The following is a 25365-nucleotide window of genomic DNA, read 5'->3' on the forward strand; positions in this document are numbered from 1 at the left end:
CGTGTCTGCCCAAGTCGACCGCTTCGTTCACGACCGCCTGCCGCCCGCCGAGCAGTTGCCGGTCTTCCGCTACGACCTTCCGGAGCTGCAGCTGCCCGAGCAGCTGAACCTCGTCGAGGAGCTCCTGGACAAGGCGCCCGCCAAGGGCTTCGGCGACAAGCCGATGCTGCGCTCACCCGCCGGCATGCTGACGTATTCGCAGGCCGCCACCGAGGTCAACCGCATTGCGCAGGTGCTGGTCGAAGACCTGGGCCTCGTGCCCGGCAACCGCGTACTGCTGCGCGGCGGCAATTCGGTGGCCATGGCGTTGTCATGGCTCGCAGTGGTGAAGGCCGGCTTGATCGCCGTTGCCACCATGCCGCTGCTGCGCGCTAAGGAACTGGGCGACATCATCGAGAAGGCACGTCCGGTGGCGGCTCTGTGCGACGGGCGCCTGCTCGACGAACTCGTGCTGGCGCAGCGGGAGCACCCCGTGCTCGCGTCGGTGGTTGCATTCAACAAGCCCGATGCGGCCGATTCGCTGTCGGCACGCGCGGCGCGCAAGAGCGGCGTGTTCACCGCCTGCCCCACGGCGTCGGACGACATCGCCCTGCTCGCGTTCACTTCCGGCACCACGGGCAAGCCCAAGGCACCGGTCACCACGCACCGCGACGTGCTCGCGATGTGCGAAACCTGGCCGCGCCACGTGCTGCAGGCGCGCAGCAACGACATCGTGATCGGTTCGCCGCCGCTGGCCTTCACCTTCGGACTCGGCGGTCTGCTGGTGTTTCCGATGTGGGCCGGCGCCTCCGTGTACTTTGCCGATGCGCCCTTCACGCCCGAAGGCCTCGTGAAGCTCATCAACGAAGTCGGCGCGACCATCTGCTACACGGCACCCACCTTCTACCGCCAGATGGCACCCTTCGTTCGGCAGCACGGTGCGCCGAGCCTGCGCATCTGCGTGAGCGCGGGCGAGGCGCTGCCTGACGCGACGCGCCAGCTGTGGAAGGAATCCACCGGCATCGAGATGCTCGACGGCATCGGCGGCACCGAGGTGTTCCACATCTACATCTCCGCGGCGGGCGACCAGGTGCGCCGCGGCGCGGTCGGCAAGGTGGTGCCGGGCTTCACGGCAAAGGTGGTGGACGACCAGGGCAACGAAGTGCCGCACGGCACCGTCGGCAAGCTGGCCTTGCAAGGGCCCGTCGGCTGCCGCTACCTCGACGATCCGCGCCAGGCCGATTACGTGAAGAACGGCTGGAACTACCCCGGCGATTCGTTCGTGCAGGACGACGACGGCTACTTCTTCTACCAGGCGCGCGCCGACGACATGATCATCACGGCCGGCTACAACGTCGGCGGGCCGGAAGTCGAAGACGCGCTGCTCAAGCACCCCGCCGTGGCCGAATGCGGCGTGATCGGCAAGCCCGATGCCGACCGCGGCATGATCGTCAAGGCCTTCTGTGTGCTGAAGCCCGGCCATGAAGGCGATGCGGCGCTCGTGAAGGCGCTGCAGGACCACGTGAAAGCCACCATTGCGCCTTTCAAATACCCGCGGGAGATCGAGTTCGTGACGGTGCTGCCGCGCACCGAAACCGGCAAGCTCCAGCGATTCAAACTGAGACAACTCAACGACACCACCCCATCATGATGAACAAACTCTTGCAGCCACCAGGCTGGTTGCCCCCCAAGGGCTATGCGAATGGCGTGGCCGCGCGCGGCACCATGGTGTTCGTCGGCGGCCAGATCGGCTGGAATGCGCAACAGCAATTCGAGTCGGACGATTTCATCGCGCAGTGCGGCCTGGCGCTGCGCAACATTGCTGAAGTGCTGCGAGAAGCCGGCGCCGGCCCCGAGCACATGGTGCGCATGACCTGGTACGTGACCGACCGCGACGAGTACAGCCGCCGGCTCGGCGAGCTCGGCCCGGTGTACCGCGACGCGATGGGACGCAACTTCCCGGCCATGACCTGCGTGCAGGTCGCGGCGCTGGTCGAGCACCGCGCAAAGGTCGAGATCGAGGTCACGGCGGTCATTCCGGACTAGCCGTACGGGCCGTACGAAAGAAGCCGCCCCCGCGGCACAAATGAAAAAGCCCTCTTCACGAGGGCATTTTTATGGATGGATCCATCGACCCAAAGACAGCGACCAAAGAAAAAGGCCCTTGGATTTCTCAAAGGGCCTTTAAATTGGTTGCGCGAGCAAGATTTGAACTTGCGACCTTTGGGTTATGAGCCCAACGAGCTACCAGGCTGCTCCATCGCGCGGCAAGATGGAATTATACCTTATTCAGCAGCGCCTTGCTCGGCTGCTTCTTCTTTAATTTCAGGACGGTCGACCAGTTCGACCAGAGCCATGGGTGCATTGTCGCCAACGCGGAAACCCATCTTCAGGATGCGGGTGTAGCCGCCCGGACGCGCTGCGAAACGCGGGCCGAGATCGCCGAAGAGCTTGACGACGCTGTCGCGGTCGCGCAGGCGGTCGAAGGCCAGGCGCTTGTTGGCGAGCGTGGGCTTCTTGGCGAGCGTGATCATCGGTTCGATGACGCGGCGCAGTTCCTTGGCCTTGGGGACCGTGGTCTTGATGACTTCGTGCTCGATGAGCGAATTCATCATGTTCTGCAGCATCGCAAGGCGGTGCGAGCTGGTGCGGTTGAGTTTGCGGAGTCCGTGTCCGTGACGCATGGTGCTTTCCTTTACTTTATTAAACAGGCAGCCGTATCAGGTACTGCCCGGGCACGAGCCCTCATGGGCTCAATTCAAAAAAACAAAAATCAACGCTTGTCGAGGCCGGCCGGCGGCCAGCTTTCGAGCTTCATACCCAAGGTCAGGCCGCGCGAGGCAAGCACTTCCTTGATTTCGTTGAGCGACTTGCGACCCAGGTTCGGGGTCTTGAGCAGCTCGTTCTCGGTGCGCTGGATCAGGTCGCCGATGTAGTAGATGTTTTCGGCCTTCAGGCAGTTGGCCGAACGCACGGTGAGTTCGAGCTCGTCGACAGGGCGCAGCAGGATCGGATCGAATTGCTGTGCGCTGCGCGGTGCCGGCGCATCGAATGCAGCCAGTTCGCCGCCTTCGAGCTGCGCGAACACGGCCAGCTGTTCAACCAGGATTTTAGCCGATGCGCGCACCGCGTCTTCGGCCGTGATCGCACCGTTGGTTTCGATTTCGACCAGCAGCTTGTCCAGGTCGGTACGCTGTTCGACACGGGCGCTTTCGACCGTGTAGCTCACGCGCTTGACGGGCGAGAACGAAGCGTCCAGGACGATGCGGCCGATCGACTTGGTCGGCTCGTCGGCGTAGCGGCGCATCGTGCCGGGCACATAGCCGCGGCCCTTTTCGACCTTGATCTGCATGTCGAGCTTGCCGCCTTGCGACAGGTGCGCGATCACGTGGTCGGGATTGATGATCTCGACGTCGTGCGGGGTCTGGATGTCCGATGCCAGGACCGGGCCTTCGCCGTCCTTGCGCAGGCTCAGCGTGACTTCATCGCGGTTGTGGAGCTTGAACACCACGCCCTTGAGGTTCAGCAGGATGTTGACGACATCTTCCTGCACGCCGTCGATCGACGAGTACTCGTGCAGAACGCCGGCGATCGTGACTTCAGTGGCCGAATAACCGACCATCGACGACAGCAGAACGCGGCGCAGCGCGTTGCCGAGCGTGTGGCCGTAGCCGCGCTCGAAAGGCTCGAGCGTGACCTTGGCCTTGTTGGCGGCAAGTTGCTCGACCTGGATGGTCTTGGGTTTCAGCAGGGTGGTTTGCATGCAGACTTCCTCTCAATACCCCCGGCTCGTTACACCGGTAAGGCTGGTGAAGCACCCGTCGGGATGGCTTCCCGGCGGGAACAAAAAATACAAGTACGTGCCGCAAAGCGGCACGTGATTCGTCTGTTTAGCGCGAATACAGTTCGACGATCAGCGATTCGTTGATGTCGGCTGCGAATTCGTCGCGATCGGGCACCTTCTTGAAGGTACCTTCGGTCTTGTCGGCGTTCACTTCGACCCAGGCCGGAATACCGACTTGTTGGGCGAGCTGGAGCGCTTCGGCAATGCGGGTCTGCTTCTTCGACTTGTCGCGCACGGCGATCACGTCGCCGGTCTTCACCAGGTACGACGGGATGTTGACCGACTGGCCATTCACCGTGATCGCCTTGTGCGACACGAGCTGGCGTGCTTCGGCGCGCGTCGAGCCGAAGCCCATGCGGTAGACCACGTTGTCCAGGCGCGATTCGAGGATGAACAGCAGGTTGGCGCCGGTGTTGCCACGGCGGCGGTCGGCTTCTTCGAAGTAGCGGCGGAATTGCTTCTCGAGCACGCCGTACATGCGCTTGACCTTCTGCTTTTCGCGCAGTTGCAGGCCGTAGTCGGAGGTACGCTGACCCGAAGTGCGGCCATGCTGGCCGGGCTTGGAATCGAACTTGGCCTTGTCCTGGATGGAGCGGCGGGCGCTCTTCAGGAACAGGTCGGTGCCTTCACGGCGGGAAAGTTTGGCCTTGGGGCCGAGGTAGCGTGCCACGATTTTTCCTTTGTGTCATCTGCCGCAGTTGCCTGCGGGAGCCATCGGCGAAGACGCGGATGGCGGTGGGCTTAGTAAAAAAACAAATGCGCAGCCGCTCAAAAGCCGGCTGCGCCTTGCGGACTGACGATCAGATGCGGCGACGCTTCTGGGGACGGCAGCCGTTGTGCGGAACGGGCGTCACGTCGGCAATGGAATTGATCCGGATGCCGAGCGCAGCCAGTGCGCGCACCGACGATTCGCGACCAGGGCCGGGGCCCTTGATCTCGACGTCGAGGTTCTTGATGCCTTGTTCGACAGCAGCACGGCCGGCCACTTCGGAAGCCACCTGCGCAGCGAACGGCGTCGACTTGCGCGAGCCCTTGAAGCCCTGGCCACCCGACGAAGCCCACGACAGGGCGTTGCCCTGGCGATCGGTGATCGTGATGATGGTGTTGTTGAACGAGGCATGCACGTGGGCGATACCGTCCGCAACGTTCTTGCGAACCTTCTTGCGAACGCGCTGTGCGGCGTTGTTTGCAGGTGCTTTAGCCATGCTGGTCTATCCTTATTTCTTCAGGGACTGCGCAGCCTTGCGCGGACCCTTGCGGGTGCGGGCATTGGTGCGCGTGCGCTGGCCGCGCATCGGCAGGCCGCGACGGTGACGGAAGCCGCGATAGCAGCCGATGTCCATCAAACGCTTGATGTTCATCGTCGTCTCGCGACGCAGATCGCCTTCGATGGTGAACAAGGCGATCTGGTCGCGGATCTTTTCGAGATCGGCGTCGGTCAGGTCCTTGATCTTCTTCGAATATTCGATGCCGCTCGCTTCGCAGATTTGACGGGCGCGGGTGCGTCCGATACCGAAAATGGCGGTCAGGCCGATTTCAGCGTGCTTGTGCGGCGGAATGTTGATGCCAGCAATACGTGCCATGTGCGTCCTCTAATACTCTTCAATCAACCCTGGCGCTGCTTGTGGCGCGGGTCGGTGCAAATCACACGCACCACACCTTTACGGCGGATGACCTTGCAATTACGGCAGATGGTTTTGACCGAAGCCGAAACTCTCATTTCATTCTCCTAAAACTGTTTAACGTGGCGGTACACCGCCCATACCAAATTCTCAATACTGAAACTCACAGCCCTACGATGTCTTGAAGTTGGCCTTCTTCAGCAGCGATTCGTACTGCTGGGACATCATGTAGTTTTGCACCTGGGCCATGAAGTCCATCGTGACGACCACGATGATCAGCAGGGAGGTACCACCGAAGTAGAACGGCACGTTGTACTTCAGGATCAGGAACTCGGGCAGCAGGCAGACGAAGGTGATGTACACCGCGCCGGCCAACGTCAGGCGAACCAGAATCTTGTCGATATAGCGAGCGGTCTGGTCACCCGGACGGATGCCCGGAATGAATGCACCGCTCTTCTTCAGGTTGTCGGCCGTTTCCTTGCTGTTGAACACGAGTGCCGTGTAGAAGAAGCAGAAGAAAACGATCGCGGCAGCGTACAGCAGCACGTAGATCGGCTCGCCCGGACGCAGTGCGCCGGCAATGTCCTTGATCCAGCCGAAACCACCTTCGCCGGTGCTGAACCAGCCGACCACCGTGGCGGGCAGCAGGATGATCGACGAGGCGAAGATCGGCGGAATCACACCGGCCATGTTCAGCTTCAAGGGCAGGTGCGACGACTGGCCGCCATAGACCTTGTTGCCGACCTGGCGCCGCGCATAGTTCACGAGGATCTTGCGCTGGCCGCGTTCGACGAACACCACGAAGTAGGTGACCAGCACCACGACCGCGATGATGAAGAGCGCAATGATCGGATTCATCGCACCGGTCGTCACCAGCGAAGCAAGCCCGCCGATGGCATTGGGCAGTCCGGCCGCGATGCCTGCAAAGATCAGGATCGAGATGCCGTTGCCCAGGCCGCGTTCGGTGATCTGCTCGCCGAGCCACATCAGGAACATCGAACCGGCCGTCAGGCTCACCATGGCGGTCAGGCGGAAGCCGAAACCGGGGGCGATGACCAGGCCGGCCGAAGACTCGAGCGCCACTGCGATGCTGAACGACTGGAACAGGGCCAGGCCGAGCGCGCCATAGCGCGTGTACTGCGTGATCTTGCGGCGACCCGCCTCGCCTTCCTTCTTCAATTGCTCGAAGGTCGGAATCACGTAGGTCATCAACTGCATGATGATCGACGCCGAGATGTACGGCATGATCCCCAACGCGAACACGGTGAAGCGCGACAGCGCCCCGCCCGAGAACATGTTGAACAGGCTCAGGATGCCGCCCTGCTGGCCCTGGAACAACGCCGCCAGCTGGTCCGGGTTGATGCCCGGCACAGGAATGTGCGCGCCGATCCGATAGACCACGAGCGCGAGCAGCAAAAAGACGAGCCGGCGACGAAGGTCGCCGAACTTGCCTGTTTTTGCGATCGTTGCCGCGTTAGTTGCCACGAAGAACTTCTTTCAGTCCAGTGTGATCAGGCGACGCTGCCGCCGGCTGCTTCGATCGCAGCCTTGGCACCAGCGGTTGCACCCACGCCCGTCAGCTTGACGGCCTTGGTGAGTTCACCGGTCTTGATGATCTTGACGACCTTGGCGAGCTGGCCCACGAGGCCGGCTTGCTTGAGCGCCAGGATGTCGACTTCAGCCAGGCCAAGCTGCTCGAGTGCAGTCAGCGTGACTTCGGCGTTGAACTTCAGCAGGTGCGACTTGAAGCCACGCTTGGGCAGGCGACGCTGCAGCGGCATTTGACCGCCTTCGAAGCCGACCTTGTGGAAACCGCCTGCGCGCGACTTCTGACCCTTGTGACCGCGACCTGCGGTCTTGCCGATACCGGAGCCGATACCGCGGCCGACACGGCGCTTGGCGTGCTTGGCGCCATCCGCCGGCTTGATGCCATTGAGTTCCATATCAGTCTCTCTTACAGAACTTTGACCAGATAACTGATCTTGTTGATCATGCCGCGCACCGCCGGGGTGTCTTGCAGCTCGCTCACGCTGTTGAGCTTGCGCAGGCCGAGGCCACGCACGGTCGCGCGATGCGATTCCTTGGTGCCAATCGGGCTCTTGACCAATTGCACCTTGAGGGTTTGTTGTTGCGTCGTCATTTGAATGCTCTTCCGATTGCTTGCGCTCAGGCGAAGATTTCTTCGACGGTCAGGCCACGCTTGGCAGCCACTTCGGACGCGGTCGTCGAGTTCTTCAACCCGTCGAGCGTGGCGCGAACCATGTTGTAGGGATTCGACGAACCATGGCTCTTGGCCACGATGTCGGTGATGCCCATGACTTCGAACACGGCGCGCATCGGGCCGCCGGCGATGATGCCGGTACCCTTCGGGGCCGGGATCATGACCACCGAGGCAGCGCCCCAATGGCCCGTCACGCGGTGATGCAGCGTGCCGTTCTTGATCGAGATCTTGGCCAGGTTGCGGCGGGCTTCTTCCATCGCCTTTTGCACTGCAGCGGGCACTTCCTTGGACTTGCCCTTGCCCATGCCGACGCGGCCGTCGCCATCGCCCACGACGGTGAGTGCTGCGAAACCGAGGATACGACCACCCTTCACCACCTTGGTGACGCGGTTGATCGCAATCATCTTCTCGCGCAAACCGTCTTCAGGGCCTTCGTTCTGCGTTCTTGCTTGAATCTTTGCCATTTTGAATCTCGTGTCCGTTTAGAACTGCAGGCCGGCTTCGCGGGCAGCGTCGGCCAGCGCCTTGACGCGGCCGTGGTACGCGAAACCAGCGCGGTCGAAGGCAACCTTCTCGACGCCGGCAGCCTTCGCCTTTTCAGCGATGCGCTTGCCGATGGCCGTGGCAGCGGCGGCATTGCCGCCCTTGCCCGAGCCGCCGAGGGCAGCACGCACTTCGGCTTCGGCCGTCGATGCGGTGGCAATCACCTTGGTGCCGTCGTCGGAGATGACGGTGGCGTAGATGTGCAGGTTGGTGCGGTTCACCGTCAGGCGGGCCACGCCCTGCGTCGCGATGCGGATGCGGGTTTGGCGCGAGCGGCGAAGACGCTGTGCTTTTTTGGTCAACATCATTTTGCTGCCCCTTACTTCTTCTTGGTCTCTTTGATCACGATCTTCTCGTCCGAATAACGGATGCCCTTGCCCTTGTAAGGCTCAGGCGGACGAACAGCGCGGATCTCAGCGGCGATTTGACCAACGCGCTGACGGTCAGCACCCTTGATCACGATTTCGGTCGGGGTCGCAGTGGCCACCGTGATGCCTTGCGGCATGTCGATGTTGACCGGGTGCGAATAACCGACTTGCAGGTTCAACTTGTTGTTGGACGCTGCGGCCTTGTAGCCGACGCCGACCAGGTTGAGCTTCTTCTCGAAGCCCTTGGTCACGCCAACCACCATGTTGTTCACCAGCTGACGGATCGTGCCGCTCATCGCATTCGCTTCACGCGACTCGTTGGCGGGCTCGAAACTCAGCTTGCCGTCATTGCTGACGACCTTGACCAGTGCATTGCGTGCCAGGTTGAGCGTGCCGCCCGTACCCTTGACGCTGATCTGGTCTTCCTTGATCGACACATCCACGCCTGCGGGGATGGTGATCGGCATTTTTCCTACTCGGGACATTTCAGTTACTCCTCGATGTCTCGGTTAGGCGACGTAGCACAGCACTTCGCCACCGACACCGGTAGCGCGCGCCTTGCGGTCGGTCATCACGCCCTGAGGGGTCGTGACGATCGCGACGCCGAGGCCGTTCTGGACTTGCGGAATGGAAGCACTGGCCTTGTAGACGCGCAGGCCGGGACGGCTCACGCGCTCGATGCGCTCGATGACCGGACGGCCAGCGTAGTACTTCAGGGTAATGACGAGTTCGGACTTGCCGCCTTCGGTCTTGACCTCGAAACCGTCGATATAGCCCTCGTCCTTCAGGACCTGCGAGATCGCGATCTTCACCTTGGAAGACGGGATCGACACAGTGGGCTTCGCCACCATCTGCGCGTTACGGATACGCGTCAGCAGGTCGGCAATGGGATCGCTCATGCTCATGTTGTTTGCTCCTGCCTGGCTTACCAGCTGGCCTTGGTGACACCGGGGATGTCGCCAGCGAAAGCCAGTTCACGGATCTTGGCGCGAGCCAGACCGAATTGACGGAAGGTGCCACGCGGACGACCGGTGATCGCGCAACGATTGCGCTGGCGGGTCGGGTTCGCGTTGCGAGGAAGCTTTTGCAGGCCCAGGCGGGCAGCTGCGCGCTCTTCGTCGCTCTTCTTCATGTCGTTGGAAGCCGCCTTCAGTTCCGCGTGCTTCGCAGCGAACTTGGCAACCAGCTTGTCGCGCTTGAGTTCGCGTTGGATCAAAGATTGTTTAGCCACGGTTCGCCTCAGTTCTTGAACGGGAAACGGAAACCAGCGAGAAGCGCCTTGGCTTCTTCGTCGGACTTGGCCGTCGTCGTGATGCTGATATTGAGACCGCGCAGGGCATCGACCTTGTCGTATTCGATCTCGGGGAAAATGATCTGTTCCTTGACGCCGATGTTGTAGTTGCCACGGCCGTCGAACGCACGGCCGGAGATGCCGCGGAAGTCGCGAACACGCGGCAGCGCGATGGTCACGAAACGGTCCAGGAACTCATACATCTGCACGCCACGCAGCGTGACCATGCAGCCGATGGGCTGGTTTTCGCGGATCTTGAAACCGGCGATGGCCTTCTTCGACTTGGTGACCACGGGCTTCTGGCCGGCGATCTTGGTCAGGTCGGCAACTGCGTTGTCCAGGACCTTCTTGTCGGCGACAGCTTCGCCCACGCCCATGTTGAGCGTGATCTTGGTGAGGCGGGGGACCTGCATCGGCGACTTGTAGCCGAACTTTTCCGTCAGGTCTTTCGCGATCTTTTCGCGATAGTGTTGTTGGAGACGTGCCATGTGAGTACCTCTTAGGCGAACTTGATTTCGTCGCCGCTGGACTTGAAGACGCGAACAGCCACGCGCTTGCCGTCAGCACCCTGGGTGATCTTGATGCCCACGCGATCGGCCTTGCCGGTCGCGGCATTGAAGATCGCCACGTTGGATTGGTGGATGGGCATGGTCTTTTCGACGATGCCGCCGGTCGTACCCTTGAGGGGGTTCGGCTTGGCGTGCTTCTTGACGATGTTCACGCCCTCGACGACGAGGTGCGAATCGTCCTTGCGCAGCGAGACGGTGCCGCGCTTGCCTTTGTCGCGCCCGGCCAACACGATGACCTGGTCGCCTTTGCGAATCTTGTTCATGGCGTTGTTGTCCTTAGAGAACTTCGGGGGCCAGCGACACGATCTTCATGAACTTTTCGGTGCGCAGCTCGCGCGTCACCGGTCCGAAGATGCGGGTGCCGATCGGCTCCAGCTTGGCGTTGAGCAACACGGCTGCGTTGCCATCGAATTTGACGAGCGAACCGTCGGCGCGACGGATGCCCTTGGCGGTGCGAACCACCACTGCGCTGTAGATCTCGCCCTTCTTGACGCGACCACGCGGAGCGGCTTCCTTGATGCTCACCTTGATGACGTCGCCCACGCTGGCATAACGCCGCTTGGAGCCACCGAGCACCTTGATACACAGGACGGATTTCGCGCCCGTGTTGTCGGCCACTTCGAGCCGGGATTCAGTTTGGATCATTGCTAGTAGTTCCCAACTTGTACCGATGCGCCTCCGGGAGGGAAACGCTGCGGTCAGTCTTGGGCCCGTCGTCCGCACCTCGAACCACTCGAGGCACTTCCGCTTTGGGCTGAAAGCTTCGCCTTTTTTGAAGCGAAGCCTGCGATTGTGGCACGCAGGCAAAGGCGTGTCAACTGCCTTCTGAGAACGAAATGTACTGGAACTAGACTTGGCGGCGTGCGCACCCTTGTTTCAGACCCTCGATCCGCTCCCGAATCGCCCATGCGCCGCCGGCTGCTCGCCGGCACGGCCGCCATTGCGGCGGGCCTTGGAGGAGGGGGATTGGGTGGCTGCAGCAGCAGCCCGGCCATTCCACCGGTGTCGCCGGGACGGCTGCGCCGCCTTGCCGAGGCGCACTGGCCGCACCGGCTGAATATACAGGGCACCACGGCTGGCGGCCTTTCCGGCATCGACTACGATGCAGAAAGAAGTGAGTACCTGCTGCTCAGCGATGACCGATCGGACCTGAATCCCGCCCGTTTCTATGTGGCCCAATGGGCCGCCCCCTGGATGCAACCGCCTGAACCGAAGAATGTCGTGCAGCTGCAACGTCCCGGAGGCGGCCCGTGGCCCGCACGGCGCCGCGCCGAGGCCGGCACTCCGGTTCCGGACCCCGAATCGCTGCGCCTGCGCCCAGGCGCCGGAACCCTGCTCTGGACCAGCGAAGGCGACGTGGGGCGGGGATTCGGCCCGGCCTTGTACGAGTCGGCGCGCGACGGCCGCCTGCTGCGCGAGTTCGCGCTGCCGGCCATGTTCAACCCCGATTCGGCGCAGCGCCGCGGCCCGCGCGACAACCTGGGCTTCGAGGGCCTGGCGCTGACGCCCGACGGCCGCCACGCCTGGCTCGCGATGGAAAACGCGCTGATCCAGGACGGCCCGGTGCCCACCACGCGTGCGCCGGGCGGCCCGTGCCGGCTGACCCGGGTCGATCTGGAGACCGGCCGCGCCACCCGCCAGATTGCCTATGTTCCCGATGCGATCCCGCTGCGGCCGCTGATTCCCGGCAGCCATGCCGACAACGGCATCAGCGAGGTCCTGATGCTCGACGCCGACCGCATGCTGGTGCTGGAGCGCGCCTATGCCACCGGCGCCGGAAACTCGCTGCGCCTCTACGAGATCGATACCCGCGACGCGTCCGACGTGCTGGAGGCGGACGCGCTCGCCCCGGGCAACCACCGCGCCGCGGCGAAGACCCTGATCGCCGACCTCGCCTCGCTCGGCCTTTCGCGCCTCGACAACACCGAAGGCATGTGCTGGGGACCGCCGCTGCCGGACGCCAAGCGCATGCTGGTGGTGGTGAGCGACGACAATTTCAACCCGCTGCAGACAACCCAGTTCGCAGCATTCGAATACACCGACCGACCATGACCATCGCCGTCACCTTCCTGCCCCGCACCGCACCGCCGCCGCTGCCTCCGATCGCCTTCATCGGCGGCGGCAACATGGCCAGCGCCATCATCGGCGGCCTCATCAAGCAGGGCACGCCCGCCAGCACCTTCGAGGTGGTCGAGCCCTTCGAGGAGGCCCGCACCAAGCTCGCGCAGGCCTTCGGCATTGCGGCCCATGCCGAGGCCGGCGACGCCCTTTCGCGCTGCGCCGTGGTGGTGTGGGCAGTCAAGCCGCAGGCTTTCGCGGACGCGGCCCGACCGGTGCGCGCGTTCGCAGCCAACGCACTGCACCTGAGCGTGGCAGCGGGCATTCCGTCGGGCAGCATCGCGCGCTGGCTCGGCAGCGAACGCGTGGTGCGCGCCATGCCCAACACGCCGGCGCTGGTCGGCCAAGGCATGACCGGCCTCTATGCGCGCGCCGCGGTGGATGCCGCCGACCGCGCCCTGGTCGGGCAACTGCTGGCGCCGACCGGCGAGTTGCTCTGGGTCGACGACGAAGCCGCGCTCGACGCGGTGACTGCCATGTCCGGCTCCGGCCCCGCCTATGTGTTCTATTTCATCGAGGCGATGACCGAAGCCGGCGTCGAGATGGGCCTGCCGCTCGACCAGGCCCAGCGGCTGGCCATCGGCACCTTCACCGGGGCTTCGGCGCTCGCGCACAGCGCCACCGAGCCGCCGTCGGTGCTGCGCGAACGCGTGACTTCCAAGGGCGGCACCACCCATGCGGCGATCACGTCGCTCGAGGGTGCCGGCGTCAAGGCGCAGTTCAAGGCCGCCATTCGCGCGGCGCAGAAGCGCGCCGCCGAACTGGGCGACGAATTCGGCAAGGCCTGAGCGGCCCGCCCGGCGCTCGATCTACTTCAGCGCGTAGCCGGCCGCGACGCCGGCAAACACGGTGAAGCCCAGCCAGTGGTTCAGCCGGAAGGCCTTGAAGCAGCCGTCGCGGCTGCGATCGCGGATCAGCCGCCAGTGCCAGGCGGCCTGCGCCAAGGCGATGCCGATGGCCGCGAAGAATGCGGCGCCCAGGCCCCGGCTCGCGCCCGCCCACGCCCAGACGGCCAGGAACAGGCCGTAGCTCGCCATCACGGCCGCCACGTCGAAGCGGCCGAAGGTGATGGCCGAGGTCTTCATGCCGATCTTCAGGTCGTCGTCGCGGTCGACCATCGCGTACTCGGTGTCGTAGGCCAGCACCCAGAACAGGTTGCCGGCCAGCAGCCAGGCGGCAAACACCGGAACCGTGGATTGCACCGCCGCAAAAGCCATCGGAATGCCGAAGCTGAAGGCAATGCCGAGCACCGCCTGCGGAACCGACACGAAGCGCTTGGCGAACGGATAGATCAGCGTGATGGCCAGCGCCGCGAACGACCACAGGATGGTGAGCCGGTTGGTGGTGAGCACCAGCCCGAAGGCCAGGAGCGCCAGCACGGCGCCCAGCACCAGCGCCTCCCTGACCGACACCGCGCCGCTGGTCACCGGCCGCTGCGCGGTGCGCTTCACATGGCGGTCGAAGTCGCGGTCGGCCACGTCGTTGACGCAGCAGCCCGCGCTGCGCATCAGGATGGTGCCCAGCACGAACACGGCCAGCAGATGCCAGCCCGGCCAGCCTCCGGCCGCGAACCAGAGCGCGCCCAGCGCGGGCCAGAGCAGCAGCAGCCAGCCGGCGGGGCGGTTCCAGCGGATCAGGTCGAGATAGAGCGCAAAACGGCGAGCGAGCATGCGGCGGGCAAAAAAAGAGCGGCCATTGTGCCGCTCCTGGGTTCGCGGGGCCCGGGCGCTCAGTCTTCGAGCAGCGAACGCAGCATCCAGGCGGTCTGGTCGTGCACCGTGCAGCGCGCGGTCAGCATGTCGGCCGTCGGGTCGTCGCCGGCTTCTTCGGCTACGGGGATGAATTCGCGCGCGATGCGCGACACGGTTTCGTGGCCCTTGACCAGGATGCGCACCATCTCCATCGCCTTCGGCGGGGTCTGGGGCACGTCGGGCACGGTGGCGATCTTGCTGAACTCGGCGTAGGAGCCCGGCGCGTAGTGGCCCAGCGCGCGAATGCGTTCCGCGAGCACGTCGGTGGCGCCCCAGAGTTCGGTGTACTGGCCCATGAACATCGCATGCAGCGAGTTGAAGTGCGGCCCCGTCACGTTCCAGTGGAAGTTGTGGGTCGTGAGGTAGAGCGTGTAGGTGTCGGCCAGCACGCGGCTCAGGCCCTCGGCAATGGCGGCGCGGTCCTGGCGCTCGATGCCGATGTTGATGATGGGCGCATTGCGGCTGCCGGACTCCTGCGCCACCACGGCGCCGCCCTTCTTGGGCACCTTGCCGGGCGAAGCGGACGGCGATGTTTTCTTCGATGCTTTGGCCATGTCTGGAAACTCTTTCTTCAGGTTGTGCAGGACACTCTTATTCTGAAAGCCGACCCGCGGCTTCGCAACAGCGTCACGCTATCCCGGTGATGAATGAATCCGAACGGCCGCCGCGCAGGCCAGGTTCTCGTATTTCTACGACAGCCGTTTGACGCCCGGCAGCTCGCACGCATAGATCGCGTTGCGCAAGGCCGCGATCGCCTCGTAGCGCGTGAAGGTGCGGCGCCAGGCCAGCACCACGCGCCGCGTCGGCGGATCACGGTCCTGCGCGTCGCGCACCGGCAGGTAGCGCACCATCTGCTCGGGCTCCTTGCGTCCCTTGACCTTGGGCTTGAGCGCTTCGGCCGGCACCGACAGGCGCGGCACCAGCGTCACGCCCATGCCCGAGGCCACCATGTGCTTGATGGTCTCGAGCGACGAGCCCTCGAAGCTCTTGCGGATGCCCTCGGCATTGCTCGAGAAGCGCGCGAACTCGGGGCACACCTCGAGCACGTGGTCGCGAAAGCAATGGCCGGTGCCGAGCAGCAGCATGGTTTCGTTCTGCAGCTCTTCCGAAGTGACCGATTCGCGGTCGGCCAGCTTGTGCTTGGTGGGCAGCGCCGCCATGAAAGGCTCGTCGTAGAGCGGCGCCATCGCCAGGCCGGTGTCGGGAAAGGGCTCGGCCATGATCGCGCAGTCGATCTCGCCGGCACGCAGCATCTCGAGCAGCTTGGCGGTGAAGTTCTCCTGCAGCACCAGCGGCATCTGCGGCGTGCGTGCAATCACCTGGCGCACGAGGTCGGGCAGCAGGTAGGGGCCGATGGTGTAGATCACGCCAAGGTTCAGCGCGCCGGCCAGCGGGTCTTTCCCGCGCTTGGCGATTTCCTTGATGCTGGCGGCCTGGTCGAGCACGCTCTGCGCCTGCTGCACGATCTGCTCGCCGAGCGGCGTGACGGTGACTTCGCCCGCGCTGCGCTCGAAGAGCTTGACCTCGAGTTCGTCCTCGAGCTTCTTGATGGCCACCGAGAGAGTGGGTTGGGAAACGTAGCAGGCCTCGGCCGCCTTGCCGAAGTGCCGTTCGCGGGCTACTGCGACGATGTATTTGAGTTCGGTGAGAGTCATAGCTTGCGTCAATTATGCGCAAGCGTTCCTGACCAAGCGCTGCATGGGGTTGCCTTTAGGCCGAAGGGACCGCATCGGCTGCCGCCGGCGCAGCGAACAGGCCTAGGCCTTCAGGTATTCGGCCTTGGTGCCGAGCCAGCGGTCGATATGGCGCTGGGCCAGGTCCGGATGCTTGTCGAGCATGAGCGGTGCCAGTTCGCGCGCCCAGTCGAGCAGCATCGTGTCGGTGCTGAGATCGGCAAAACGCAGCAGCGGCGCGCCCGACTGGCGCGCACCCAGGAATTCGCCCGGGCCGCGGATCTCGAGGTCGCGCCGCGCAATCTCGAAGCCGTCGCTGGTCTCGGCCATGGCCTTGAGCCGCGCCCGCGCGGCCTCGCCCACGCGGCCGCTGTCTCCGGGCGCGTAGAGCAGCACGCAGGCCGAGGCCGCGGCGCCGCGCCCCACGCGGCCGCGCAGCTGGTGCAGCTGCGAGAGCCCGAAGCGTTCGGCATGCTCGATCACCATCAGCGAGGCATTCGGCACGTCCACGCCCACCTCGATGACCGTGGTGCTCACCAGCACCTGGATCTCGTTGGCCGTGAAGGCGGCCATCACCGCCTGCTTCTCGGCCGTGGGCATGCGCGAATGCAGCAGCCCGACGTTGACGGCCGCGCCGAGCGCATCGGCCAGCTCGTCGCGCGTCTCGGTGGCGTTGCGCAGGTCGACCGCCTCGCTTTCCTCGATCAGCGGACAGACCCAGTAGACCTGCCGGCCTTGTTCGAGCTGCGCCTGGATGCGCGCAATCACCTCATCGCGCCGGTGGTCGGCCACCAGCCTGGTGACGATGGGCGTGCGGCCTGGCGGCAGCTCGTCGAGCGTGGAGACGTCGAGGTCGGCGTAGTAGCTCATCGCCAGCGTGCGCGGAATGGGGGTGGCGCTCATCATCAGCAGGTGCGGTTCGAGATGCCCCACAGCCTTGCCGCGCAAGGCCAGGCGCTGCGCCACACCGAAGCGGTGCTGCTCGTCGATGATCGCCAGCGCGAGATTCCTGAAGCGCACTTTCTCCGAAATGACGGCATGGGTGCCGATGACCAGGGCCGCCTCGCCGCTCTCGACCGCGGCCGACATCGCGTCGCGCTCCTTCTTCTTCTGGCTGCCGGTAAGCCAGGCCACGCGCAGGCCGCGTTCGGCCAGCAGCGGATCGAGCCAGCCGACCAGCTTGCCGAAGTGCTGGGCCGCAAGGATTTCGGTCGGCGCCATCAGCGCGCACTGAAAGCCCGCGTCGATGCAGCGCGCCGCCGCGAGCGCCGCCACCACGGTCTTGCCCGAGCCCACGTCGCCTTGCAGCAGCCGGTGCATCGGGATCTCGCGGCGCAGATCGCAGGTGATTTCCTCGCCCACGCGCTGCTGCGCGCCGGTCAGACCAAAGGGCAGCACCGCGAGCAGCTGCGCATGCAGCGAACTCGCCTCTGGCTCGGCCGGGGAAGGCAGCATCGGCGCACGCTGCGCCGCGCGCTCCAGCCGCGCCTGCAACTGCGAGAGCTGTTGCGCCAGCAGCTCCTCCGCCTTGATGCGCTGCCACGCCGGATGGCTGTGGTCTTCGAGCGTGGCCATGGCCACGTCGGGCGTCGGGTAGTGCAGGAAAGTGAGCGAACTGCGCAGGTCCCAGGCGCCGCGCCATCCGATCTGCACGGGAATCGTCTCGTCGAGCACCGCGCGCGCCAGGCCCGAGCGCACCTCGCGTCGCAGCACCGGCTGCGGCAGCCCGGCAATGGTCGAGTAGACCGGCGTCAGCGCCTGCGGCAATGCCGTGCCGGCCGCCTTGACGGTGGGATGCATCATCTGCCGCCCGACGAAGCCGCCGCGCATCTCGCCGCGCACACGCACGCGCGCGCCGACGGCCAGCTGCTTCTGCTGCGAGGGATAGAAATTGAAGAAGCGCAGCTGGCAGGTGTCGCTGCCATCGTCGATGGTGGCAATCAGCTGCCGGCGCGGGCGGTACACCACCTCGCATTCGGTCACCACGCCCTCGACCTGCGCCATGTCGCCGTCGCGCGTGTCGGCCAGCCGCACGATGCGCGTCTCGTCCTCGTAGCGCATCGGCAGATAGAGTGCAAAGTCGATGTCGCGCACGAGGCCGAGCTTGCGCAGCGCGCGCTGCACGGCGCTCAGGCCCGCGCCGGGCGCGGCCGGGGCGGCGGCGGGCAGGCTCGGGGTCTTTTCGGTGGGCACGGACTTCGCGGAAGCGGGCATGGGACAATTCTGCCCGGCTCCGGCCACGTTCTACTTATCTTCCACGCCTCCTTGGCACGGGCCCGTCCGGCCCTCAAGCACCATGCGCGCCTTCACGCTTTCCGACTTCGATTTCGACTTGCCACCCGAGCTGGTGGCGCAACACCCGGCCCCCGAACGCACCTCCTCCCGCCTGCTCGACGGCACCGGCAGCGCCCCGGCCGACCGCATCTTCAAGCACCTGCCCTCGCTGCTGCGCGCGGGCGACCTGCTGGTCTTCAACGACACGCGCGTGGTCAAGGCGCGCCTGTTCGGCGAGAAGCCGACCGGCGGCAAGCTCGAACTGCTGGTCGAGCGCGTGCTGCAGGGACATGAAGTGGTGGCGCACATGAAGGTCAGCAAGAAGCCGCCCGTGGGCACCACGCTGCAGATGGTGGGCGGCTTTCGCGCGACGCTTCTCGGCCGCTGGCCCGATGAGCAGGGCGCGCTGTTCCGCTTCGGCTTCGAGAGCGACGCGGGCGAAGATCCTTACGCACTGATGGCCCACTGCGGCCATGTGCCGCTGCCACCCTACATCACGCACACCGATTCGGCCGACGACGAAAGCCGCTACCAGACCGTGTTCGCGCGCGTGCCCGGCGCGGTGGCTGCGCCGACCGCCGCGCTGCATTTCGACGGAACCTTGCTGGCCGAGCTCGAAGCCCGGGGCGTGCAGCGCGCCAACGTCACGCTGCATGTGGGCGCGGGCACCTTCCAGCCCGTGAAGACCGAGAACATCGCCGAGCACACGATGCACGCCGAGCGCTACGAAGTGCCCGAGGCCACGCAACGCGCCATCGCCGAATGCAGGGCGCGCGGCGGCCGCGTCGTCGCGGTGGGCACGACCACCGTGCGCACGCTCGAATCGTGGGCCAAAAGCGGCGAGGCCGCCGGCGACACGCGCATCTTCATCACGCCGGGCTTCGCGTTCGAGCACGTCGACCTGCTGGTGACCAACTTCCATTTGCCCAAGAGCACGCTGATGATGCTGGTCTCGGCCTTCGCGGGCTACGAACGCGTGATGGGCCTCTATGCCCACGCGATCGCCAGCGGCTACCGCTTCTTCAGCTATGGCGACGCCATGCTGCTCGCACGACAAAAAGACTGACGACGACCATGCTGAACTTCGAACTCCTCAAGACCGACGCCGACAGCCACGCGCGCCGCGGCACGCTCACGCTCAACCATGGCGTGGTGCAGACGCCGATCTTCATGCCCGTGGGCACCTACGGCACGGTCAAGGGCGTGATGCCGCGCAGCCTCGAAGAGATGGGTGCGCAGATCATCCTGGGCAACACCTTCCACCTGTGGATGCGCCCCGGCCTCGACGTGATGGCCCGCTTCGGCGGGCTGCACCAGTTCGAGAAATGGAACAAGCCCATCCTCACCGACTCGGGCGGCTTCCAGGTGTGGTCGCTGGGCGCGATGCGCAAGATCAGCGAGGAGGGCGTGAAGTTCGCCTCGCCCGTCAACGGCGACAAGCTGTTCCTCACGCCCGAGGTCTCGATGCAGATCCAGACCATCCTCAACAGCGACATCGTGATGCAGTTCGACGAGTGCACGCCCTACGACACCAAGGGCCACATCACGACCGAGGCCGAGGCGCGCATCTCGATGGAGCTGAGCCTGCGCTGGGCCAGACGCTGCCAGCACGAGTTCGCGCGACTCGAGAATCCGAACGCGCTGTTCGGCATCGTGCAGGGCGGCATGTTCGAGAACCTGCGCGAGGAATCGCTCGCGGCGCTGGTGGAGATGGACTTTCCGGGCTATGCCATCGGCGGCGTGAGCGTGGGCGAGCCCAAGGAGGAGATGCTGCACATCATGGGCCACACGCCGCACCGGCTGCCCGCGAACAAGCCGCGCTACCTGATGGGCGTGGGCACGCCGGAAGACCTGGTGCAGGGCGTAGCCGACGGCGTCGACATGTTCGACTGCGTGATGCCCACGCGCAATGCGCGCAACGGCACGCTGTTCACGCGCTTCGGCGACCTGAAGATGCGCAATGCGCGCCACAAGAACGATCCGCAGCCCATCGACCCGAGCTGCACCTGCTACGCCTGCGCCGGCGCACCGCGAGGCCCCTCCGGTAGCCCGGGCGTGGCGTGGAACGACGGCGGGCGCGAAGGCTTCAGCCGCGCCTACCTGCACCACCTCGACCGCTGCGCCGAGATGCTCGGCCCGATGCTCGCCACCATCCACAACCTGCACTACTACCTGAACCTGATGCGCGAGATCCGCGAATCGCTCGAGGCGGGCACCTTCACGGAATTCCGCGCGCGCTTCAAGTCCGAGCGCGCGCGCGGCATCTGACGCGCCGGGGCCAGGCTACTTCGGCGGCTGGATCGCGAGCGGCGTGGCGTAGGGCTCGATGCGCAGCAGCTCGTTCCTGAAGACGACGATCTGCTTGAGCGGCGCCTGCACCAGCGCGCCGCCCGCGTCCTTGTGCGAGGCGTACTGCCAGAGCGTGAGCTGGCCCTTGGCCGAAAGCTGCGCGGCCAGCCGTTCCACGGCAGGGTTGGAACCCGGGCCCAGCTGCGCCGCATCGGCGCCCACGATCACCTCGTCGCGCGGCGAGACCAGCTTGAAGAGCTGCACGGATGCCGCCGCCTGGGCGCGCACGGGGCGCACCGCCAGCGCGGCGGGAAGTAGCGCGACCCCAAGCAGGGTGCGGCGGGGAAGCGTGTTCGTCGTCATGGAGAGGAGCGTAGCCGCGCGTGCCCGCGCCGGCCATTCGCCGTAAGCCATACGCCGGCCGGCGGCCCCTCGCTCGGCAGGGGCACGCCCATCCGGTACGCTTGCCGCCCGTGTCCATCGCTGTTGCTGCATTCACATGACCGACGCCTCACCACTTTCGCCCTACACCGCCCGCTATCCCTCGCTGGCCGGCCGCACCGTCTTCATCTCCGGCGGTGCGAGCGGCATTGGCGAGGCGCTGGTGCGGGCCTTCCATGCGCAGGGCGCGAAGATCGGCTTCTGCGACCTCGACGCGGCCGCCGGCATCGCGCTCGCGGCGCAGCTGCAGGGCGACACGCCCGCATTGTTCATCGCGTGCGACGTGACCGACACGGCGGCGCTGGCGGCCACCATCGCCTCGGTGCGCGCCCAATTCGGCCCGATCGGCGTGCTGCTCAACAATGCCGCCAACGACCGGCGCCACGAGATGGCCGACGTCACGAGCGAGGACTTCGACCGCCTCGTGGCCGTCAACTTCAAGCACCAGTTCTTTGCCGCGCAGGCCGTGGCCGACGACATGCGCGCACTCGGCGGCGGCTCGATCATCAATTTCGGCTCGATCAGCTGGATGATCAAGGGCCGCGGCTACCCGGTCTACCAGGCCTGCAAGGCGGCCGCGCGCGGCCTCACGCGCTCGCTGGCGCGCGACTTGGGCAAGCAGAACATCCGCGTGAATTCGATCGTGCCGGGCTGGGTGATGACCGAGCGGCAGATCAAGCTGTGGGTCAAGCCCGAGTCGGCCGCGGAGATCGATGCGTCGCAATGCCTGCCGGGGCGCGTGATGGCGGAAGATATCGCGGCGATGGCGCTGTTCCTGGCGGCCGACGATTCGAAGATGTGCACCGCGCAGGACTACGTGGTGGATGCCGGCTGGACATGAAAAAAGCCTCGCGCAACGCGCGAGGCTTCTTCGGGAAACACCGCGGAACCGGCTTCGCCGGGCCGCAGGTGGTTTGCTCAGTCCCGCAGTTCTGCAGGCACCTTGCCGCCATTGGCCGCGAGCTTGGTCATGACCTGGCGGTGCAGCCAGATGTTCATCTTGGCGCTGTCGCTGGTGTCGGCGCCGTAGCTCAGCTCGGCGGCGAGCTGCTTGCGCGCGTCGAGGCTGCTGTCCAGGCCGAGCAGCTTCATCAGGTCGACGATCGACGTGCGCCAGTTCAGGCTGCTCGCGCCGGGCATGCCGTCGAGCAGGGCCTCGACGTCCACCACCGTGATGGCGGGGGGCGGTGCCGCGGCGGCCGGTGCGCCTGCGGGCGCAGGGGCTGCCGGAGCAGCAGGTGCGGGGGCGGCGTTCGCGGAAGGGAAAATCTTGGAAAGGATGCTGCCGAAAATGCTCATGCTTTTTGCTCCGTCGAGGTTGATGGCTGACTGAAAACCGCGGCAGCGTCTGTATGTGCCGCAGCCGGCGGTTGTAGCACGCGCATGCGGCGCCGCCGCTACACGGCCGGCTTCAGCGGTCCACCGGGCGTGAACGAATCCACAGACCCGGACGCCGATCCGCCAGCCGCCACCTGCGGCACGCGCGGCAGAGCGGATGTACCGCAGGCATGGCAGAACTTCGAGAACGCGCTCTTGCGCGCCTCGCACTGGCCGCAATGGTCGAACAGGCCGATGCCGCAATGCGGGCAGAAGTCGATCCCGTCGTTCTTCAGGTCCACCGGGCGTTCGCAGCCGGGGCACACGCCCTTGCCGAGCCGCGCGAGCGCGACGTCGTAGCTGAGCTCCTCGCGGCGGACCTGGTCGGGCTGCTGCTCGGCGAGCTTCTGGCGCGCGAGGTAGGCGTTGAGCGCCACGATCGCATAGCGCCCCACGAGCACCGTGACCACAATGCCCACCACGTAGCGCACATAGCCGCCGTAGCTCGGCAGGTAGGGCACCAGTTCGACGAAGAAGGCGAACAGCGCGAAGAAGATGAAGCCCCAGACGAAGGGCCAATAGGTGCTCTTGCGCTTTTTCGCGAACAGCCAGCCGGCCACGACCAGGAGCGGCAGCGTGAGCACCAGGCGGTAGGCGAACACGCGCAGTTCGACACGGCGGTACTCGGCATCGAGCTTTTTGCGCGCATCGCGCTCCAGCAGCGACAGCGCCTCGCGGGCGCGCTGCTCGGCCTGGCGCGCGTCGAGCACGATCTGCTGCTGCGCATTGGCCAGGCGCTGGACCTCGTCTTCCTTCTGCTTGAAGGCATCGAGCGCCTTGGTGCGCACGATCAGCTCCGTGTCCTGGTCGGGCTGCGCGGTGGCCCGCCGCGTGGCGATCCAGTTGCCGAAGGTCTCGCGGGCGTTGGCGCTGGCCTGCCGTGCGGCGCTCTGCTGCAGGCGGATCTGCTCCAACTGCCGCGTGGCCTGCAGCTCGGTGGCCTCCGACGCCTTGATGGTGCTGCGCAGCGGCTCGGCCGCGGGGCGGTCGATGAAATCGTCGAGCTGAAGCACCCGCTCGACCCGCGGCAGGTCGTTCACGACGGCGCCGCCGAGCCCGATCAGGAAGCTCGCGAACACCAGCGCCACAAGCCAGAGCCCACGGCGAAACCATTTTTCGGACAGACGCAATGACTTGCTCATTTCATTCTTTCGGTGAGAGAAAGGAATTTCTTACTGCAGCTTCAACGCCACCGGCGCCGCGCCGAGCCCCGCGCGCGGCATCCACGCGAACACCGAATCGACCGTCACCGTCTCGATGCGGTCCGAGAACCGCTTCTCGTTCGGATGGTCGTCGAAGGTCACATTGGCTGAGCCCACGCGGCCGCCCAGCCGAGTGAGCGGGCCGAGCCGCAGTGTCGTCGGTTCGTAGCCCTTGAACTGCATCCAGGCCTGCGCCTGCACGCGGCTGCCGATGGTGGTGGGTTCCATGGCCGCGGCCAGCGTCTCGACTGCCCACTGGTTCGACTGCTGGTACTTCTGCCCCCAGGCGTAGCTCACGATGCTGTAGGGCGCGATGTTCAGCCGCACGATGCGCGCAGGCGGCTCGTGCAGCGCGGCCAGCAGCTGCATTTGCACGGCGGGCGTGGGCACGACCCAGGCGGCCTCGTAGCGCCACAGGTCGTCGAGGAAGAACTCGCCGAGCCCCTGGCGGTAAACGGCGGCCACGGCGGTGCCGCACTGGTTGAGCTTGTGCACCACGCGCCACGGACCCTCGTCGGTCTTGTAGGCGATGCCCAGGTGCGAATAGCGCAGACCGTACTTGCCCAGGTCCTGCCCGGCGCGCGCCAGCAGCACGACGCGCGCGCCGCTCGCATCGAGCTGCTGCGAGGTGCGCTCGGCCATCTGCATGCCCTTGGCGATCAGCGCCGCGGTCGGCCGGGCCTGCTCGCAGGAGCGGCCGGCCTGCGCCTGCAGCGGCAATGCCGCCGCGAGCGCAAGCAGCAGTGCAGGGAAGAGCGCGCGTTTCACGACAGCCTCTCGTTGTGCAGCAGCGCGCGGCCGATGGCATTGGGCACGAAGGCCAGCACCTCGCCCGCGGCCGACAGCACGACGCCGCTGCCGATCACGCTGACCAGCACGCCCGTGCCGACCGCCGCCGACACGCCATTGGCGGCGCGCCCCATCACCTTGACGCTGGCACGCGCGCCGTCCGAGGCGCGCTCCAGCAGGTAGACCGTGCCGTCGGCCGAGGCCTCGACCGCCACCACCGTGAGCATCGAGCCTCCCACCGAGAGCGCGGCGGGCAGCGCGACCACGGCCGTCGCGGAGGCGCCCACCGCCGAAGCGGCCCCCACGACCGAGGCCACCGGCAGCAGCGAGAGTTCGGCCGAAGCCTCGCTCTGCGCCTGGGCATGAAGAGGCAGCATGGCGCCAGCGAACGCGGTGCAGGCGGCGACCAGAAGGGCAGCAACAGATTTTTTCATGGCGGTCTTTCGTGGGTTGATGAAGAGGAATGCGGCGCTCATTCGGCCGAGCCGGCAGCAGCGGCTTCCTGGCGCGCGGCGCGGCGGCCTTGCAGCCGCGCTTCGACCAGATCGGCTTCATGGCGGTCGCGCAGGGTCTTGGCCAGCGTGAAGGCCGAGCTGATCAGGAACAGCCAGCTCACGCCCAGGAAGGCCTTGTAGGCGTCGTTGATCTCCATGCGGACCAGGCCCCAGCCGGTCAGGCCCATTGCGGTGAAGAAGCTGCCCCAGACCACCAGGCGCCACATCGGCACGTCGCGGCTCGCCGTGCCGCCGGCGTTCGCGTGCTGGTTGTCGCGAATGAACTTGGCCAGCATGAAGGCGGTGCTCAGGCAGAACACATAGCCCATCACCATGAACGCACGGTCCAGCGCCTCGCCCGGCAGCCAGCTCAGGCCGGTGGCACAGAGGAACACGGCGATCGCGAACGAAGCCCAGACCTGGAACTGCCAGGCCCGCGTGTCGCGCTGGATCGAAACGGTGGTGGAGGGGAAGGGTTGCATGAGTGCCTCGCGGCGTAGTGAAGGTGAGCGAATGATGG

General features: G+C 65.6%; 34 protein-coding genes and 1 tRNA gene. 7 read left to right on the forward strand and 28 right to left on the reverse strand.

Annotated features, from left to right (window positions below; all coding sequences use genetic code 11):
* The first annotated feature begins 1 nt into the window (after window position 1).
* Window positions 2-1630 (forward strand): AMP-binding protein, encoded by a 1629-nt coding sequence (locus QFZ47_RS11245; RefSeq protein WP_307655712.1) that lies wholly within the window; start codon window positions 2-4, stop codon window positions 1628-1630.
* Complete coding sequence (locus QFZ47_RS11250; RefSeq protein WP_041946251.1) at window positions 1627-2025, forward strand: RidA family protein; 399 nt, start codon at window positions 1627-1629, stop codon at window positions 2023-2025. The genes QFZ47_RS11245 and QFZ47_RS11250 overlap by 4 nt, the downstream gene beginning before the upstream one ends.
* A gap of 144 nt (window positions 2026-2169) precedes the next feature.
* Here the strand turns inward: QFZ47_RS11250 and QFZ47_RS11255 are convergent.
* From QFZ47_RS11255 to rplN, 18 genes are all read right to left on the reverse strand, one after another.
* Window positions 2170-2246, reverse strand: a tRNA-Met gene (locus QFZ47_RS11255).
* Window positions 2247-2264: 18 nt separating this feature from the next.
* Window positions 2265-2663 carry a 50S ribosomal protein L17 gene (gene rplQ, locus QFZ47_RS11260; protein ID WP_307655713.1) on the reverse strand — a complete coding sequence of 133 codons (399 nt, stop codon included), beginning with the start codon at window positions 2661-2663 and terminating at the stop codon, window positions 2265-2267.
* A gap of 89 nt (window positions 2664-2752) precedes the next feature.
* Complete coding sequence (locus QFZ47_RS11265; protein ID WP_009124827.1) at window positions 2753-3742, reverse strand: DNA-directed RNA polymerase subunit alpha; 990 nt, start codon at window positions 3740-3742, stop codon at window positions 2753-2755.
* A 127-nt stretch (window positions 3743-3869) separates the two neighbouring features.
* Window positions 3870-4493 (reverse strand): 30S ribosomal protein S4, encoded by a 624-nt coding sequence (gene rpsD / locus QFZ47_RS11270; protein WP_307655714.1) that lies wholly within the window; start codon window positions 4491-4493, stop codon window positions 3870-3872.
* Between the two features lie 130 nt (window positions 4494-4623).
* Window positions 4624-5028 (reverse strand): 30S ribosomal protein S11, encoded by a 405-nt coding sequence (rpsK, locus tag QFZ47_RS11275; protein WP_009124825.1) that lies wholly within the window; start codon window positions 5026-5028, stop codon window positions 4624-4626.
* 12 nt (window positions 5029-5040) lie between these two features.
* Window positions 5041-5406 carry a 30S ribosomal protein S13 gene (gene rpsM / locus QFZ47_RS11280; RefSeq protein ID WP_013544105.1) on the reverse strand — a complete coding sequence of 122 codons (366 nt, stop codon included), beginning with the start codon at window positions 5404-5406 and terminating at the stop codon, window positions 5041-5043.
* Between the two features lie 23 nt (window positions 5407-5429).
* The gene (gene rpmJ / locus QFZ47_RS11285; RefSeq protein WP_013544106.1) at window positions 5430-5543 is read right to left on the reverse strand and encodes a 50S ribosomal protein L36; all 114 of its coding nucleotides are present in this window, start codon (window positions 5541-5543) and stop codon (window positions 5430-5432) included.
* Between the two features lie 73 nt (window positions 5544-5616).
* Window positions 5617-6930, reverse strand: a complete 1314-nt coding sequence (gene secY / locus QFZ47_RS11290) for a preprotein translocase subunit SecY (protein ID WP_047785868.1) — start codon at window positions 6928-6930, stop codon at window positions 5617-5619.
* Between the two features lie 26 nt (window positions 6931-6956).
* Complete coding sequence (rplO, locus tag QFZ47_RS11295) at window positions 6957-7388, reverse strand: 50S ribosomal protein L15 (RefSeq protein ID WP_215248444.1); 432 nt, start codon at window positions 7386-7388, stop codon at window positions 6957-6959.
* A gap of 11 nt (window positions 7389-7399) precedes the next feature.
* Complete coding sequence (gene rpmD, locus QFZ47_RS11300; protein ID WP_009124818.1) at window positions 7400-7585, reverse strand: 50S ribosomal protein L30; 186 nt, start codon at window positions 7583-7585, stop codon at window positions 7400-7402.
* A gap of 26 nt (window positions 7586-7611) precedes the next feature.
* A complete protein-coding gene (rpsE, locus tag QFZ47_RS11305; RefSeq protein ID WP_015867795.1) occupies window positions 7612-8130 on the reverse strand; it encodes a 30S ribosomal protein S5 in 519 nt (172 codons plus the stop codon).
* 18 nt (window positions 8131-8148) lie between these two features.
* On the reverse strand, window positions 8149-8514 hold the full coding sequence (gene rplR / locus QFZ47_RS11310; protein ID WP_021012927.1) for a 50S ribosomal protein L18: 366 nt from the start codon (window positions 8512-8514) through the stop codon (window positions 8149-8151).
* Between the two features lie 14 nt (window positions 8515-8528).
* Window positions 8529-9062, reverse strand: a complete 534-nt coding sequence (rplF, locus tag QFZ47_RS11315; RefSeq protein WP_307655715.1) for a 50S ribosomal protein L6 — start codon at window positions 9060-9062, stop codon at window positions 8529-8531.
* A 24-nt stretch (window positions 9063-9086) separates the two neighbouring features.
* The gene (gene rpsH / locus QFZ47_RS11320; protein WP_307655716.1) at window positions 9087-9482 is read right to left on the reverse strand and encodes a 30S ribosomal protein S8; all 396 of its coding nucleotides are present in this window, start codon (window positions 9480-9482) and stop codon (window positions 9087-9089) included.
* Between the two features lie 20 nt (window positions 9483-9502).
* The gene (rpsN, locus tag QFZ47_RS11325) at window positions 9503-9808 is read right to left on the reverse strand and encodes a 30S ribosomal protein S14 (RefSeq protein ID WP_257864010.1); all 306 of its coding nucleotides are present in this window, start codon (window positions 9806-9808) and stop codon (window positions 9503-9505) included.
* Between the two features lie 8 nt (window positions 9809-9816).
* The gene (rplE, locus tag QFZ47_RS11330; protein WP_307655717.1) at window positions 9817-10356 is read right to left on the reverse strand and encodes a 50S ribosomal protein L5; all 540 of its coding nucleotides are present in this window, start codon (window positions 10354-10356) and stop codon (window positions 9817-9819) included.
* Between the two features lie 11 nt (window positions 10357-10367).
* A complete protein-coding gene (rplX, locus tag QFZ47_RS11335) occupies window positions 10368-10700 on the reverse strand; it encodes a 50S ribosomal protein L24 (protein ID WP_015867799.1) in 333 nt (110 codons plus the stop codon).
* A 13-nt stretch (window positions 10701-10713) separates the two neighbouring features.
* Complete coding sequence (gene rplN / locus QFZ47_RS11340; RefSeq protein WP_009124801.1) at window positions 10714-11082, reverse strand: 50S ribosomal protein L14; 369 nt, start codon at window positions 11080-11082, stop codon at window positions 10714-10716.
* A gap of 261 nt (window positions 11083-11343) precedes the next feature.
* Here rplN and QFZ47_RS11345 point away from each other — a divergent pair, with 261 nt between their 5' ends.
* Window positions 11344-12489 carry an esterase-like activity of phytase family protein gene (locus tag QFZ47_RS11345; RefSeq protein ID WP_307655718.1) on the forward strand — a complete coding sequence of 382 codons (1146 nt, stop codon included), beginning with the start codon at window positions 11344-11346 and terminating at the stop codon, window positions 12487-12489.
* Window positions 12486-13343, forward strand: a complete 858-nt coding sequence (gene proC, locus QFZ47_RS11350; RefSeq protein ID WP_307655719.1) for a pyrroline-5-carboxylate reductase — start codon at window positions 12486-12488, stop codon at window positions 13341-13343. The genes QFZ47_RS11345 and proC overlap by 4 nt, the downstream gene beginning before the upstream one ends.
* A gap of 21 nt (window positions 13344-13364) precedes the next feature.
* Here the strand turns inward: proC and ubiA are convergent, their stop codons facing one another.
* The 4 genes from ubiA to recG all read right to left on the reverse strand — a co-directional run bounded on the left by ubiA (window position 13365) and on the right by recG (window position 18193).
* Window positions 13365-14225, reverse strand: a complete 861-nt coding sequence (gene ubiA / locus QFZ47_RS11355; protein WP_307655720.1) for a 4-hydroxybenzoate octaprenyltransferase — start codon at window positions 14223-14225, stop codon at window positions 13365-13367.
* Window positions 14226-14284: 59 nt separating this feature from the next.
* Window positions 14285-14860, reverse strand: coding sequence for a Dps family protein (locus tag QFZ47_RS11360; protein WP_307655721.1), 576 nt, complete (start codon window positions 14858-14860; stop codon window positions 14285-14287).
* A 135-nt stretch (window positions 14861-14995) separates the two neighbouring features.
* Window positions 14996-15961, reverse strand: coding sequence for a LysR substrate-binding domain-containing protein (locus tag QFZ47_RS11365; RefSeq protein ID WP_307655722.1), 966 nt, complete (start codon window positions 15959-15961; stop codon window positions 14996-14998).
* 102 nt (window positions 15962-16063) lie between these two features.
* Window positions 16064-18193, reverse strand: a complete 2130-nt coding sequence (gene recG, locus QFZ47_RS11370; protein ID WP_307655723.1) for an ATP-dependent DNA helicase RecG — start codon at window positions 18191-18193, stop codon at window positions 16064-16066.
* A gap of 82 nt (window positions 18194-18275) precedes the next feature.
* Here recG and queA point away from each other — a divergent pair, with 82 nt between their 5' ends.
* Together queA and tgt are read left to right on the forward strand one after the other, a co-directional pair.
* A complete protein-coding gene (gene queA / locus QFZ47_RS11375) occupies window positions 18276-19319 on the forward strand; it encodes a tRNA preQ1(34) S-adenosylmethionine ribosyltransferase-isomerase QueA (RefSeq protein WP_307655724.1) in 1044 nt (347 codons plus the stop codon).
* A gap of 8 nt (window positions 19320-19327) precedes the next feature.
* A complete protein-coding gene (gene tgt / locus QFZ47_RS11380; RefSeq protein WP_307655725.1) occupies window positions 19328-20521 on the forward strand; it encodes a tRNA guanosine(34) transglycosylase Tgt in 1194 nt (397 codons plus the stop codon).
* A 15-nt stretch (window positions 20522-20536) separates the two neighbouring features.
* On the opposite strand, the gene QFZ47_RS11385 is transcribed toward tgt, so the two are convergent.
* A complete protein-coding gene (locus QFZ47_RS11385) occupies window positions 20537-20905 on the reverse strand; it encodes a hypothetical protein (RefSeq protein WP_307655726.1) in 369 nt (122 codons plus the stop codon).
* A 136-nt stretch (window positions 20906-21041) separates the two neighbouring features.
* Here QFZ47_RS11385 and QFZ47_RS11390 point away from each other — a divergent pair, with 136 nt between their 5' ends.
* Window positions 21042-21824 (forward strand): SDR family NAD(P)-dependent oxidoreductase, encoded by a 783-nt coding sequence (locus tag QFZ47_RS11390; protein WP_307655727.1) that lies wholly within the window; start codon window positions 21042-21044, stop codon window positions 21822-21824.
* Window positions 21825-21901: 77 nt separating this feature from the next.
* Here the strand turns inward: QFZ47_RS11390 and QFZ47_RS11395 are convergent, their stop codons facing one another.
* From QFZ47_RS11395 to QFZ47_RS11415, 5 genes are all read right to left on the reverse strand, one after another.
* On the reverse strand, window positions 21902-22282 hold the full coding sequence (locus QFZ47_RS11395) for a DUF3597 domain-containing protein (protein WP_124959031.1): 381 nt from the start codon (window positions 22280-22282) through the stop codon (window positions 21902-21904).
* A 98-nt stretch (window positions 22283-22380) separates the two neighbouring features.
* Window positions 22381-23502 carry a zinc ribbon domain-containing protein gene (locus QFZ47_RS11400; RefSeq protein WP_307655728.1) on the reverse strand — a complete coding sequence of 374 codons (1122 nt, stop codon included), beginning with the start codon at window positions 23500-23502 and terminating at the stop codon, window positions 22381-22383.
* Window positions 23503-23532: 30 nt separating this feature from the next.
* Window positions 23533-24330, reverse strand: a complete 798-nt coding sequence (locus tag QFZ47_RS11405; RefSeq protein ID WP_307655729.1) for a DUF2145 domain-containing protein — start codon at window positions 24328-24330, stop codon at window positions 23533-23535.
* Complete coding sequence (locus QFZ47_RS11410) at window positions 24327-24785, reverse strand: hypothetical protein (RefSeq protein WP_307655730.1); 459 nt, start codon at window positions 24783-24785, stop codon at window positions 24327-24329. Before QFZ47_RS11410 ends, QFZ47_RS11405 begins: the two co-directional genes overlap by 4 nt.
* Before the next feature lie 38 nt (window positions 24786-24823).
* Complete coding sequence (locus QFZ47_RS11415) at window positions 24824-25327, reverse strand: YiaA/YiaB family inner membrane protein (RefSeq protein ID WP_307655731.1); 504 nt, start codon at window positions 25325-25327, stop codon at window positions 24824-24826.
* Between the last annotated feature and the right edge of the window lie 38 nt (window positions 25328-25365).

This window comes from Variovorax paradoxus (assembly GCF_030815975.1).
Taxonomy (GTDB): domain Bacteria; phylum Pseudomonadota; class Gammaproteobacteria; order Burkholderiales; family Burkholderiaceae_C; genus Variovorax; species Variovorax paradoxus_N.